Below are 13,805 nucleotides of genomic sequence, written 5' to 3'. Positions count from 1 at the left end.
ATGTCGTCATTTGCGGCCGCGCCCTCGATGCGCGTCCTTTCCGATGATGCGATTCAAAGGCATAGATGCGTTCATGGCCAGCTCCAATTGGTTCGATTCCCAAACCATTCTCGATGGCATCCGGCGCTGGGTTGAGATCGAGACGCCGACGGATGCACCTGAACAGGTCAACAAGCTGATCTCCGTGGTCGCGGAGCAATACCGCGATCTGCCCGTGACGCTCGAGCGCGTCGCCGGCGTCGGCGGCTGCGGCGATCATCTCGTGGCGCGCTCGACCTGGGGCCAGGACGAGCCGGGCATCCTGGTGCTGAGCCACCTCGATACCGTTCATCCCATGGGCTTCATCGAGCGCCTGCCGTTCAAGATCGAAGGCGACAGTGCGTTCGGTCCGGGCATCTACGACATGAAAGGCGGCGCCTACATCGCCCATCACGCCTTTGGCGCGCTCTGCGCCACCGGCGATCGTTCGCCGCTCGGCATCACCCACATGTTCACCTCCGACGAGGAGATCGGCAGCCCGACCTCGCGTGCGCTGATCGAGCGGGAAGGGCGCAAGGCCAAATACGTGCTGGTGACGGAGCCGGCGCGCGACGGCGGCAGGATCGTCACGGGGCGCAAGGGCGTCGGACGCTTCCGAGTCTTCATCAAGGGCGTCCCCGCTCATGCCGGCACGCGACCCGGGACGGCCGAAGTGCCGTCCGCGAGCTCGCCAACGTGATCCTGGCGCTGGAGGGAATGAACGACCTGAAGCGCGGCGTCACCGTCAATGTCGGCGTGGTGCGCGGCGGCACGCGCCCCAATGTGACGCCGGAAGAGGCCTATGCCGAAGTCGATCTGCGCGTGCTGAGCCTCAACGACGCCGACGAGTTCGTCGGCAAGATCCTCGCGCTCACGTCGAAGACCGACGGCGTCACCGTTGAGATCACCGGCGAGCTCAATCGTCCGCCTTACGAGAAGAGCAATGCAGGCGCCGCGCTCTACGAGCATGCGAAGACGCTTGCCGCCGAGATCGGCTTCGAGCTGATCGACACCCACACCGGCGGCGGCTCGGACGGCAATTTCACCGCTGCGCACACTGCGACGCTCGACGGGCTCGGCGTCGACGGCAAGGGCGCGCACACCCATTATGAGCAGCTCTATGTCTCGTCGCTCGAGCCGCGCGCGCGGCTGCTCCATCGCCTGTATCAGACGCTGCGATGAGCGAACGCAAATCAGATTCCGAGCGCGATGACAGCGAGCGCGCCTTCTTCGGGCGCCGCAAGGGCCACAAGCTCAGGCAGCACCAGGCCGGGCTGATCGATCATCTGCTGCCGCATCTTGCGCTCGACATCGCGGGTGACGCGCCGGCGAATGCCGGCGAGATCTTCGCCCCCGCGGCGAGCGAGGTGCGGCTCGAGATCGGCTTCGGCGGCGGCGAGCATCTCGCGGCCGAGGCGCAAAACTTTCCCGCGACCGGCTTCATCGGCTGCGAGCCCTATGTCAACGGCATGGCAAAAATCCTCGCGCAGATCGAGGCGGCCAATATCGGCAACATCCGCCTGTTCGCGGGCGATGCAGCGGAGCTCTTGGCCTGGCTTCCGCAAGCCTCATTGTCGCGGATCGACCTGATCCATCCCGATCCCTGGCCGAAACGGCGGCACTGGAAGCGGCGCTTCGTGCAGGACAGGACCATTGCCGCAATGGCGCGCGTGCTGAAGCCTGGCGGCGAATTCCGCTTCGTCTGCGACATCGACGATTACTGCGCCTGGACGCTGTCGCATCTTGCGCGCTCTCCGGACTTCAAATGGCTTGCCGAACGCGCCGACGATTTCCGGCAGCCCTGGGCGGGCTACACTATGACGCGCTACGGCCGGAAAGCCGCGCGCGAAGGGCGCAAGGCGGCCTATCTGCGGTTCGGGCGGGTCGGTTAGCCGTCATTGCGGAGCGCGAAGCTAGATCGTCTGCCGGTTGCGCCAGAAATTCACGACGCGTTCGGCGGTCGTCGGCATCAGGCGCGTGAAGTTCATGCGCGCGGTCTCGATGTCGGCATCGGCCGGGGTGCGGTGCGGGCCGTACCAGAGCAGGATGAGCGCGCGCACCGTGGGCCAGCCGAGATTGAGCACGCGCCCCAGGATCAAAATCGGATCGCAGCGATCACCGGCGATCAGGCGGTTGAGCATCGAAAGGCGGACACCGGACATCGCCGAGAGCGAGGCGATCGATTCCTCGTATTTGTGCGCCTTGGCGAAACCGAGCAGCGCGCTCTCGCCGAGATGGCCATCACGATGCAGGGTCAGCACCGTGCGCTGTGCCGCCGAAAAATCGCGGCGCGGCCCCGGCGGCAGCGCCGCCTCCTCGATTGCCGCCATCGTGCGCTTGATCTCGATCTGGCGCGCGGGATTGACCACGCTGGAGAGGCGACGGCGGATGACGTCGAGCGTGCCGTCGAGAAGCTCCTTCAATTGCTCGCCCGAGAGATCGTTGCGCTGACCGATCTTGAGCGTCAGCACGCCGTCCTGCGCGGCGCGCTTGATCAGCTCGGAATAGCTGCCGGGCGAGAACACCGCACCGGCATTGCCCGCGGCGCGACGCACCACGTCGCGATCACCGCGCTCGACCAGCACGTTGGTGACGACAGCCGGCAAGATGGGGCGCTCTGTCATCGCCAGCAAATGACCCTGCCCCTTCAACCGCGCGATCTCGACCAGGGCGGCCTCGTCGAGCACGGGCGAGCGGCGCAGCACGGGGCCCGCGACCATAATCTCGTTTTCGCGCGCGAGCTGGTTCACCAGATGCGGCGGCGCGTTGCCGACGCGCGAGAAGCGCTCGGCAAGATCGATGCGCGAGGCGAGCTCGGCATGCGGGACGAGATCAATCAGGAGATTGTCGAACAGATCGATCAGTTCGGGGCCGAGTTTTTCGGCATCCCGGAAAAACAATGCAGAGATGGCCCGCGCGATCTCGCCGCGACGCCGCGGATCGCCGCGTTTGACGATATCGTCCAGTCCAGGAATCAGCGACGTGGCAACGGTCATGAAACGCAACTCGGGATCTTGGCACGCCGTGGGCGCGCCATAGATCAAGCCGCCCCACAATCGGAGAATCTAGGCCTGCTTGATGAAGGAAGCGTTGCGCGGCGGGCCGTTAGATCGGGCGCAAAAAGCCTTCTCTGCCCTGCAATGGGCCTTGTCCGGGAGGGTAGAAAAGGCTATATCAGCGCCAATTCATCTTCTCATACGATCCGCGTAGTGAGAGTGGGCCCGAAAGGACCCGCTCTTTTTATTACCTGAACGCGGCTTGGCGGAAGATGCGGCCCGACGCGTTGTCGGGAGAGTTCCGAAGCGGGCTTTGAAATTAACCAAGCCTTAACCATCGAGCGCCTGACCCCTGCTATGACCGAACCGAACTCTGGTTCCACGGATGCCGAATTGCTGGCCGAGCCGCGGCTCGTGGTCGAGCCGGGCGTCGCGGCCCGGGTGTCCGCGGTTGCAGCTCCCGTGCTCCAGGGCATGGGCTATCGCCTGGTGCGGATCCGCATTTCCGGAGAGGCCGGCTGCACCGTGCAGATCATGGCCGAGCGGCCGGACGGCTCGATGCAGATCGAGGATTGCGAGGCGATCTCGCGGGCGCTGTCGCCTGTGCTCGACGTCGCCGACCCCATCGATCGCGCCTATCGGCTGGAAATCTCCTCGCCGGGGATCGACCGTCCCCTGGTGCGACGCTCCGATTTCGAGCGGTATGCCGGACATCTGGTGAAGATCGAGATGGCGGTCGCCCATGAGGGGCGGAAGCGGTTCCGCGGCACGCTCGGCGCTGTCGAAGGCGATCGCGTGCATCTGCATCGCGACGACGTCAAGGCGGGTGATGATCCCGACGTTCTCCTGACCATGGAGGATATCGGCGAGGCACGGCTGGTGCTGACTGACGAGTTGATCGCCGAATCGATGCGTCGCGGCAAGGCCGAGGCGCGCGAGATGCGCCGCAATCTCGGTCTCGAGCCGCCGCCGGCGCCGCACGCCAAGATCAGCGAGAAGACCACCAAGAACACCAAGCCGAAGAAGAAGCCGGCACCGACCAATACGAAGAAACATCGCCTGGCCGCCGAACGCGCGCGGCGCGGCGAGATCGAGCCTGACGAAGGAGACTAGCCATGGCAGTCAGCGCCAATCGACTTGAATTGCTCCAGATCGCGGACGCCGTTGCGCGGGAGAAATCGATCGACCGCGGCATCGTCATCGCCGCGATGGAGGACGCCATCGCCAAAGCGGCGCGGGCCCGTTACGGCAGCGAGACTGACGTTCACGCCGAGATCGACCCGAAGAAGGGCGAGCTGCGGCTGTCGCGCCACATGCTGGTGGTCGAGAAGGTCGAAAACCATTCCAACCAGATCTCGCTGGTGGATGCGCAGCGCGCCAATCCCGGTGCCCAGGTCGGCGACACCATCGCCGACACGCTGCCGCCGCTGGAATATGGCCGCATCGCCGCGCAGTCGGCCAAGCAGGTGATCGTGCAGAAGGTGCGCGAGGCCGAGCGCGACCGGCAATATCAGGAGTTCAAGGACCGCATCGGCGACATCGTCAACGGCGTCGTCAAGCGCGTCGAATATGGCAGCGTGATCGTCGATCTCGGCCGTGGTGAAGCCATCATCCGCCGCGACGAGATGCTGCCGCGCGAAGTGTTCCGCAACGGCGACCGCGTCCGCGCCTACATCTTCGACGTCCGCCGCGAGACGAGAGGCCCGCAGATCTTCCTCTCCCGCACCCATCCGCAGTTCATGGCAAAGCTGTTCGCGCAGGAAGTGCCGGAGATCTATGACGGCATCGTCGAGATCAAGGCGGTCGCCCGCGATCCGGGCTCGCGCGCGAAAATCGGCGTGATTTCCCGCGATTCCTCGGTCGATCCGGTCGGCGCCTGCGTCGGCATGCGCGGCTCGCGCGTGCAGGCGGTGGTGAACGAATTGCAGGGCGAGAAGATCGACATCATTCCCTGGTCGCCCGACATCGCGACCTTCGTGGTCAACGCGCTGGCGCCGGCGGAAGTCTCCAAGGTCGTCATCGACGAAGATCGCGAGCGCATCGAGGTCGTCGTCCCCGATACCAACAACCAGCTTTCGCTCGCGATCGGCCGCCGCGGCCAGAACGTGCGTCTGGCCTCGCAGCTCACTGGCTGGGACATCGACATCCTGACCGAGCAGGAGGAATTGGAGCGCCGCCAGGCGGACTTCGAGAACTCCACCCGCGTCTTCATGGAATTGCTCAACGTCGACGAAGTGGTCGGTCAGTTGCTGGCGTCCGAAGGCTTCACCTCGGTCGAGGAACTCGCGATGGTGGACGTCAAGGAACTCGCCAGCATCGAGGGTTTTGACGAGGAGACCGCGCAGGAGCTCCAGAACCGCGCCCGCGAATATCTCGAGCAGCTGGAAGCCGAGCTCGAGGCCAAGCGCAAGGAACTCGGCGTCGAGGACGCGCTCAAGGACGTGCCCGGCGTGACCTCGAAAATGCTGGTGAAGTTCGGCGAGAATGACATCAAGACCGTCGACGACCTCGCCGGCTGCGCCACCGACGATCTGGTCGGCTGGACCGAGCGCAAGGAAGGCGGCGAGCCGACCAAGCATGCTGGTGCGCTCGACGGCATCGACATCTCCCGTGACGATGCCGAAGCCATGATCATGCAGGCCCGCGTCAAGGCCGGCTGGATCACCGAGGCCGATCTTGCCAAGCCCGAAGAGGCCGAGGCGACCGAAGATCAGCCGGCTTAAGGCGTGTTCAGCAAAAGTGGAGACCGGTTTTGCGTAAAGAACACGCGACTTAGAAGGCGAAGGAGGATGTCGACCGGATGCTCGTCAGCACTGACAGCGAACTCGACCATGGGCCGCGGACCGAAAAGTCCGCGACCATGCGGATGTGCGCGGTCAGCCGCGAGGTCCGGCCGATCGACGAGCTGATCCGCTTCGTCGTATCGCCCCAAGGCGACATAGTTCCCGATCTCAAGCGCAAGCTGCCCGGACGCGGCATGTGGATCACCGCCTCACGGCAGGTGGTTGCGGAAGCCGTGCGGCGTCACCAATTTAGCAAGGCCTTCAAGCGCGAGCTGCACACCCCCCAGACGCTTCCCGCCGACATCGAGACGCTCCTGGTTCGGAGCGTGACGGAAGCCCTTGGGATCGCCGCCAAGGCGGGCCAGGTCGTGGCCGGTTTCGGCAAGGTCGAGAGCGCCCTTCGGGAAGGCACGGTCGAGGTCCTGATCCACGCCAGCGACGGGGCCGCGGACGGAATCCGCAAATTGGACATGCTGGCGCGTCAAAATGCCGGAAATCGCGGCGCCAGGCCGCCGCTTCCCGTCATCACCGCGCTGAAATCGATAGAATTGGATTTGGCACTGACCCGGTCAAATGTGATACATGCTGCGCTGCTCGCGGGCCCGGCGAGCAGGTCATTCCTGTCACGTAGCCAGATGCTGGTCCGATACCGGATGGCGGACGATGACAAGACTGCCGAAAAGCACGGCCAGGATTTCTGAGAGACAACGACGAACCGATATGACGGTGCGGCAACGCACAACGACAACAGATCAGGATTAGGACTGCTGAATGGTTGATACCAAGACCCCTGGCGACAAGAAGCTGAGCGTTCCGAGCAAGACGCTATCGCTCAAGCCGCGCGTCGAGACGGGCACCGTGCGCCAGAGCTTCAGCCACGGCCGGAGCAAGCAGGTCGTGGTCGAGAAGCGCGGCAAGCGCCGCATTGGCGACGGCCCCGAGCCGCACGCGCCCGAGGTGACGGCGAAGCCGGCACCGGCCGCGCCCGCGCCGTCGCGCCCGGCGCCACCGCCCGCCTCGCCGCGCAACGCCGGTTCCGGCGTGGTGCTGCGTACCCTGACCGAGGACGAACGTTCTCGCCCGTGCCAGCGCGCTGGCCGATGCCAAGCTGCGCGAGGTCGAGGAGCGCCGCCAGGCCGAGGAAGAGGCCCAGCGCCGCGCGGTCCGCGAGGCCGCCGAACGCGCCGAGCGCGAAGCCGCCGAGGCCCGCCGCAAGGCCGAGGACGAGCGTCATCGCCACGAGGACGAAGCCAAGCGGAAGGCCGAGACCGAGGCCGAAGAAGCGTTTTGGCGAAGGCGAGCAGCCTTCTGCCGCACGGCCCGCAACGGCAGCTCCGTCCGCTCCTGCGCCGCGGCCCGGCGCCCCCGCGGCGCGGCCCGGCACCCCCACGACGGCACGTCCGGGAACCACGACGGCGCGGCCTGCAACGACGACCGCGCAGCGTCCGGGTGGACCGGCTGGCCGCGGCCCCGCAGTTGCGGCCGAGCCCGACGAGGAAGAGGCTCCGCGCCAGATCCGTCGCGGTCCCGGCGGCGCCATGCGTCCCGCGGCAGCCCCCAAGACCACGCACAAGCCCGGCCCGCAGAAGGAACGCGGCCGCCTCACCGTCGTCACCGCGCTCAACGCCGATGACGTGCGCGAGCGCTCGATCGCCTCGTTCCGCCGCCGCACCCAGCGCCTCAAGGGCCATGCCTCGAACGAGCCCAAGGAAAAGCTCGTCCGCGAGGTGACGATTCCGGAAGCGATCACCATCCAGGAACTCGCCAACCGCATGTCCGAGCGCGCGGTCGACGTCATCCGCATGCTGATGAAGCAGGGCGCGATGCACAAGATCACCGACGTGATCGACGCCGACACCGCGCAGCTGATCGCCGAAGAGCTCGGCCACACCGTCAAGCGCGTCGCCGCCTCGGACGTCGAAGAAGGCCTGTTCGACCAGGTCGACGATTCCACCGACACCGAGACGCGGTCGCCAGTCGTGACCGTGATGGGTCACGTCGACCACGGCAAGACTTCGCTGCTCGACGCGCTGCGCCATGCCAACGTGGTCTCCGGCGAAGCCGGCGGCATCACCCAGCATATCGGCGCCTATCAGGTGCTGTCGCCCGAGAGCGGCAAGAAGATCACCTTCATCGACACGCCCGGCCACGCCGCGTTCACCGCGATGCGTGCCCGCGGCGCCAAGGTCACCGACATCGTCGTGCTGGTGGTCGCGGCCGATGACGGCGTGATGCCGCAGACGGTCGAGGCCATCAATCACGCCAAGGCGGCAGGCGTGCCGATCATCGTTGCCATCAACAAGATCGACAAGCCCGACGCCAAGCCCGAGCGCGTCCGCACCGAGCTGCTCCAGCACGAGGTGCAGGTCGAATCCTTCGGCGGCGAAGTCGTCGACGTCGAAGTGTCCGCCAAGAACAAGACCAATCTCGACAAGCTGCTCGAGATGATCGCGCTGCAGGCCGAAATCCTCGACTTGAAGACCAATTCGGAGCGTCCGGCCGAAGGCACCGTGATCGAGGCCAAGCTCGATCGCGGCCGTGGTCCGGTCGCGACCGTGCTGGTCCAGCGCGGCACGCTCCGTGTCGGTGACATCATCGTCGCCGGCGCCGAGATGGGCCGCGTCCGCGCGCTGATCTCCGATCAGGGCGAGACGGTGCAGGAGGCCGGTCCCTCGGTGCCGGTCGAGGTGCTCGGCTTCAACGGTCCGCCGGAGGCCGGCGATCGTCTCGCCGTGGTCGAGAACGAAGCCCGCGCCCGCCAGGTCACCAGCTACCGCGCGCACCAGAAGCGCGAGAACGCGGCGGCCTCGATCTCCGGCATGCGTGGCTCGCTCGAGCAGATGATGTCGCAATTGAAGACGGCGGGCCGCAAGGAATTCCCGCTGATCGTCAAGGCCGACGTGCAGGGCTCGCTGGAAGCGATCCTCGGCTCGCTGGAGAAGCTCGGCACCGACGAAGTCGCCGCCCGCATCCTGCATGCCGGCGTCGGCGGCATCTCGGAATCCGACGTGACGCTCGCGGAAGGCTTCAACGCCGCGATCATCGGCTTCTCGGTCCGTGCCAACAAGGAGGCCGCCGCGGCCGCCAAGCGCAACGGCATCGAGATCCGCTACTACAACATCATCTACGACCTCGTGGACGACGTGAAGAAGGCGATGAGCGGCCTGCTCGCGCCGACCTTGCGCGAAACCATGCTGGGCAATGCCGAGATCCTGGAGATCTTCAACATCTCCAAGGTCGGCAAGGTCGCCGGCTGCCGCGTCACTGACGGCACCGTGGAACGCGGCGCCAATGTGCGCCTGATCCGCGACAACGTCGTCGTGCACGAAGGCAAGCTGTCGACGCTCAAGCGCTTCAAGGACGAAGTGAAGGAAGTCCAGTCCGGCCAGGAATGCGGCATGGCCTTCGAGAACTATCACGACATGCGTGCCGGTGACGTCATCGAGTGTTATCGCGTGGAGACGATCCAGCGCTCCCTGTAAGTCCAAATCTTACCGAAGCGTTCGGATCTTTTTGAACTGAAATTGCGGGAGTGCGATGGCCGGATTTTTCCGGCCATCCACCTCTCTTCGTTTCAACAGGACAAATGACAATGCCCGTGTCCCAAACACGGGCATGACGAGGTGATTTTCGAGAATGCCCCGCCACCATCAAAAGAAGAGTTCGCCAGCCGGAGGCTCGCAACGTCAGTTGCGCGTCGGCGAGCAGGTTCGCCATGCGATGGCCGAGATTCTGGCGCAAGGCAACGTGCATGATGCGGATCTCGAAGGTCACATCATCACCGTGCCGGAGGTGCGGATGTCGCCGGACCTGAAGCTCGCGACAATCTACGTGATGCCGCTCGGTGGCCGCGACACCGAGATCGTCATCGCTGCGCTCGAGCGCAACAAGAAATTCCTGCGCGGCGAAGTCGCGCGGCGCGTTAACCTGAAATTTGCACCTGACATTCGCTTCCGCGTCGACGAACGATTCGACGAGGCGGAACGGATCGAGAAGCTTTTGCGAACACCTGCGGTGCAGAAGGACTTGGAACAGGATCCGGATTCGGATCGGGAAGAAGAACGATGACGATGGACCCGGCTCACGACACGATCAGCGGCGAACAGGCCGATCAACGCGACGTGCAGACAAATAATTTTGCGGATCTGGGCAGCAATTCTCAATCGTACCAGGAGCAGCGCCGCGTCAATAACGATCCGCGTACCAAGCAGCAGAAGGGCAACCAGCCGCGCCGCGACCGGCGCGACGTCCACGGCTGGGTCGTGCTCGACAAGCCGATCGGCATGACCTCGACCCAGGCCGTCGCCGTGCTCAAGCGCCTGTTCAACGCCAAGCGCGCGGGACATGCCGGCACGCTCGATCCGCTCGCCTCGGGCGGCCTGCCGATCGCACTCGGGGAGGCCACCAAGACCGTTCCCTTCGTGATGGACGGCCGCAAGCGCTACCAGTTCACCGTATGCTGGGGCGAGGAACGCGACACCGACGATATCGAGGGTCGGGTCACCGCGACCTCCGACCAGCGCCCGACCCGGGAGGCCATCCTGGCCCTGTTGCCCCGCTTCACCGGGGTGATCGAGCAGATCCCGCCGCGCTATTCCGCGATCAAGGTCCAGGGCGAGCGCGCCTATGACCTCGCCCGCGACGGCGAGGTCGTGGAGCTGGCGCCCCGCCCCGTCGAGATTCACCATTTAACCCTTGTGGATCAACCGGATAACGACCGGGCCGTGTTCGAGGCCGAGTGCGGCAAGGGCACCTATGTCCGGGCGCTGGCCCGCGATATGGGCCGGATTCTCGGCACTTATGGCCATATCTGCGCGCTGCGGCGGACCCTGGTCGGCCCATTTGGCGAAAACGACATGATTCCGCTGGATCAGCTGGAGGCTTTGTGCGATAGAGCCGCGTCCGGCGAGGGCAGCCTCGCCGACGCGCTTTTGCCCGTTGAGACCGCGCTGGACGACATCCCGGCACTGGCCGTCACTCGGGCTGATGCGGCAAGGCTCCACCGGGGCCAGGCCGTTTTGTTGCGCGGACGGGATGCGCCCACTTGTAGCGGCACAGTCTATGTCACGGTGGCAGGCCGTCTTTTGGCGCTTGCCGAAGTTGGCAATGGCGAAATCATCCCCAAGCGTGTGTTCAACCTGACCGGCCTGACTGCCAACCCCGGTCGCAACGAGAGAAATTGACGATGTCGATTGCCGCAGAACGCAAAGCGGAAGTCATCAAGACGAATGCCACCAAGGCCGGCGACACCGGCTCGCCCGAGGTTCAGGTCGCGATCCTGTCGGAACGCATCAACAACCTCACCAACCATTTCAAGACCCACGTGAAGGACAACCATTCGCGTCGCGGCCTCTTGAAGCTGGTCTCGACCCGCCGCTCGCTCCTCGACTACCTCAAGAAGAAGGACGAGGCGCGGTACAAGGCGCTGCTCGAGAAGCACAACATTCGTCGTTAAGAGTTCCTGCGCGCGCCACTGGCGCGCGTTTTCGCGCGTGGTTTCGAACGAAAGCGCTTCCTTAAAGGTTTTTGATCGAGGCTGCGTGCGCGTCGGATGCGAGCCGTTGACGGCGAACATCCGGGGCATGATGAGCGAAGACCAAGGTTCGGTGTTCGCGTTCGTGCCGACTGACAGTCCAGCAGCAATCCGGCGGCTGGGCACAACGGGCAAGGCGCCCGTATGACCCGAAAGGATGGACGCCATCCGACATCCAAAAACCATGGCAGGATCGCAGGACGCTGATCACCCGCTCCGATCAGCGCCCCGCAATCTTGCGCATGGTTTTTGTTTTTCGAAGCGTGTCCCTTCTTTCGAGAACCCATGAAAGAAGACCTCTATGTTCAATAAGCATTCAGTCGAGATCGACTCGGGCGGACGCCCTCTCAAGCTCGAAACCGGCAAGATCGCCCGTCAGGCCGACGGCGCCGTCATCGCCACCTATGGTGAGACCGTGGTGCTTGCCACGGTCGTCGCGGCGAAGGCGCCGCGCGAAGGCGTCGACTTCCTGCCGCTGACCGTCGATTACCAGGAAAAGACCTACGCTGCGGGGCGCATTCCCGGCGGCTATTTCAAGCGCGAGGGTCGTCCGACCGAGAAGGAGACGCTGGTCTCGCGCCTGATCGACCGTCCGATCCGCCCGCTGTTCGTCGACGGCTGGCGCAACGAGACCCAGGTGATCGTCACCGTGCTCTCGCACGACATGGAAAACGATCCCGATATCGTGGCGATGGTCGCGGCCTCCGCCGCGCTGACGTTGTCCGGCGCGCCCTTCAAGGGCCCGATCGGCGCGGCGCGTGTCGGCTTTGCCAATGACGAATTCGTCCTCAACCCGACGCTCGACGAGATGGTCGACACCCAGCTCGACCTCGTCGTCGCCGGCACCGCCGACGCCGTGCTGATGGTCGAGTCGGAGGCCAAGGAGCTCAACGAAGACGTGATGCTCGGCGCCGTGATGTTCGGTCACCGCCACTTCCAGCCGGTCATCAACGCGATCATCGAGCTCGCCGAGAAGGCCGCCAAGGAGCCGCGCGAAGTCACCGCGATCGACAATTCGGCGCTCGAAAAGGAAATGCTCGGCTTGATCGAGCAGGAGCTGCGCGCTGCCTATGCAATTCCGATCAAGCAGGAGCGCTATGCCGCGGTCGGCGTCGCCAAGGAAAAGGTGATGGCCCACTACTTCCCGGAAGGGCAGGAGCCGAAATACGACAAGCTCCGTGTCGCCGGCGTGTTCAAGGAGCTCGAGGCCAAGATCGTTCGCTGGAACATCCTCGACACCGGCAAGCGCATCGACGGCCGCGACGTCAAGACGGTGCGCAACATCGTCGCCGAGGTCGGCGTGCTGCCCCGCGCCCATGGCTCGGCGCTGTTCACCCGCGGCGAGACCCAGGCGATGGTCGTGACCACGCTCGGCACCGGTGAGGACGAGCAGTACATCGACGCGCTGTCGGGGACGTACAAGGAAACGTTCCTGCTGCACTACAACTTCCCGCCCTACTCGGTCGGCGAGACCGGCCGCCTCGGCGGCACCAAGCGCCGCGAGATCGGCCACGGCAAGCTCGCCTGGCGCGCGATCCACCCGGTGTTGCCGCCGCATCACGAGTTCCCCTACACCACGCGCGTGGTGTCGGAGATCACCGAGTCCAACGGCTCCTCCTCGATGGCTTCGGTCTGCGGCGCCTCGCTGGCGCTGATGGATGCCGGCGTGCCGCTCAAGCGGCCGACCGCGGGCATCGCGATGGGCCTGATCCTCGAGGACAAGCGCTTTGCGGTTCTCTCGGACATCCTCGGTGACGAGGACCATCTCGGCGACATGGACTTCAAGGTCGCCGGTACCGAACAGGGCATCACCTCGCTCCAGATGGACATCAAGATCGAGGGCATCACCGAAGAGATCATGCGCGTCGCCCTTGGCCAGGCCAAGGAAGGCCGCATCCACATCCTCGGCGAGATGGCCAAGGCCCTCACCGCGGCCCGCGCCGAGCTCGGCGAATACGCGCCGCGCATCGAGACCTTCAAGATCCCGACTGACAAGATCCGCGAAGTGATCGGCACCGGCGGCAAGGTGATCCGCGAGATCGTCGAGAAGACCGGCGCCAAGGTCAACATCGAGGACGACGGCACCGTGAAGGTCGCCTCCAGCGACGGCGAGGCGATGAAGGCCGCGATCAAGTGGATCAAGTCGATCGCGTCCGAGCCGGAAGTCGGCCAGATCTATGACGGCACCGTCGTCAAGGTGATGGAGTTCGGCGCCTTCGTGAACTTCTTCGGTTCCAAGGACGGCCTCGTCCACATCAGCCAGCTCGCGGCCAGCCGCGTGCAGAAGACCTCCGACGTCGTCAAGGAAGGCGACAAGGTCAAGGTCAAGCTGCTCGGCTTCGACGACCGCGGCAAGACCCGCCTGTCGATGAAGGTAGTCGACCAGACCACCGGCGAAGACCTCGAAGCCAAGGAGAAGGCCGCCGAGGGCGACAAGGCCCCGCGCGAAGCAGCCGGCGAGTAAGTTCTCGCTAC

Annotated in this window: 9 protein-coding genes and 2 pseudogenes; 10 read left to right on the top strand and 1 reads right to left on the bottom strand. The window is 65.0% G+C overall.

Annotation, left to right across the window (positions count from 1 at the left end; all coding sequences use genetic code 11):
* Positions 1-43 precede the first annotated feature (43 nt).
* Together ACSKB8_RS10090 and trmB are read left to right on the top strand one after the other, a co-directional pair.
* A pseudogene (locus tag ACSKB8_RS10090) lies at positions 44-1,200 on the top strand (M20 family metallopeptidase).
* Positions 1,197-1,910 carry a tRNA (guanosine(46)-N7)-methyltransferase TrmB gene (trmB, locus tag ACSKB8_RS10085; RefSeq protein ID WP_438103850.1) on the top strand — a complete coding sequence of 238 codons (714 nt, stop codon included), beginning with the start codon at positions 1,197-1,199 and terminating at the stop codon, positions 1,908-1,910. Before ACSKB8_RS10090 ends, trmB begins: the two are co-directional and overlap by 4 nt.
* 21 nt (positions 1,911-1,931) lie before the next feature.
* Here the strand turns inward: trmB and ACSKB8_RS10080 are convergent, their stop codons facing one another.
* On the bottom strand, positions 1,932-3,014 hold the full coding sequence (locus ACSKB8_RS10080; protein WP_438103849.1) for a DUF2336 domain-containing protein: 1,083 nt from the start codon (positions 3,012-3,014) through the stop codon (positions 1,932-1,934).
* Between the two features lie 357 nt (positions 3,015-3,371).
* Here ACSKB8_RS10080 and rimP point away from each other — a divergent pair, with 357 nt between their 5' ends.
* From rimP to pnp, 8 genes and pseudogenes are all read left to right on the top strand, one after another.
* A complete protein-coding gene (gene rimP / locus ACSKB8_RS10075; RefSeq protein ID WP_130220068.1) occupies positions 3,372-4,127 on the top strand; it encodes a ribosome maturation factor RimP in 756 nt (251 codons plus the stop codon).
* Between the two features lie 2 nt (positions 4,128-4,129).
* A complete protein-coding gene (gene nusA / locus ACSKB8_RS10070) occupies positions 4,130-5,737 on the top strand; it encodes a transcription termination factor NusA (RefSeq protein WP_438103847.1) in 1,608 nt (535 codons plus the stop codon).
* Between the two features lie 77 nt (positions 5,738-5,814).
* Entirely contained in the window at positions 5,815-6,498 is a 684-nt protein-coding gene (locus ACSKB8_RS10065) for an RNA-binding protein (protein WP_438103845.1), read from the top strand.
* Positions 6,499-6,568: 70 nt separating this feature from the next.
* Positions 6,569-9,279, top strand: a pseudogene (gene infB, locus ACSKB8_RS10060) (translation initiation factor IF-2).
* A 154-nt stretch (positions 9,280-9,433) separates the two neighbouring features.
* Positions 9,434-9,865 (top strand): 30S ribosome-binding factor RbfA, encoded by a 432-nt coding sequence (rbfA, locus tag ACSKB8_RS10055; protein ID WP_091882224.1) that lies wholly within the window; start codon positions 9,434-9,436, stop codon positions 9,863-9,865.
* A complete protein-coding gene (gene truB, locus ACSKB8_RS10050) occupies positions 9,862-10,980 on the top strand; it encodes a tRNA pseudouridine(55) synthase TruB (RefSeq protein ID WP_438103843.1) in 1,119 nt (372 codons plus the stop codon). The genes rbfA and truB overlap by 4 nt, the downstream gene beginning before the upstream one ends.
* A gap of 2 nt (positions 10,981-10,982) precedes the next feature.
* A complete protein-coding gene (gene rpsO, locus ACSKB8_RS10045; RefSeq protein WP_008540131.1) occupies positions 10,983-11,252 on the top strand; it encodes a 30S ribosomal protein S15 in 270 nt (89 codons plus the stop codon).
* A 379-nt stretch (positions 11,253-11,631) separates the two neighbouring features.
* Positions 11,632-13,794 carry a polyribonucleotide nucleotidyltransferase gene (gene pnp, locus ACSKB8_RS10040; RefSeq protein ID WP_438103841.1) on the top strand — a complete coding sequence of 721 codons (2,163 nt, stop codon included), beginning with the start codon at positions 11,632-11,634 and terminating at the stop codon, positions 13,792-13,794.
* Positions 13,795-13,805: the final 11 nt, after the last annotated feature.

The sequence above is a fragment of the Bradyrhizobium sp. BR 1432 genome (assembly GCF_051547705.1).
In the GTDB taxonomy this organism is placed as follows: Bacteria; Pseudomonadota; Alphaproteobacteria; order Rhizobiales; family Xanthobacteraceae; genus Bradyrhizobium; species Bradyrhizobium zhanjiangense.
This window is presented reverse-complemented; position numbering and strand designations above follow the sequence as displayed.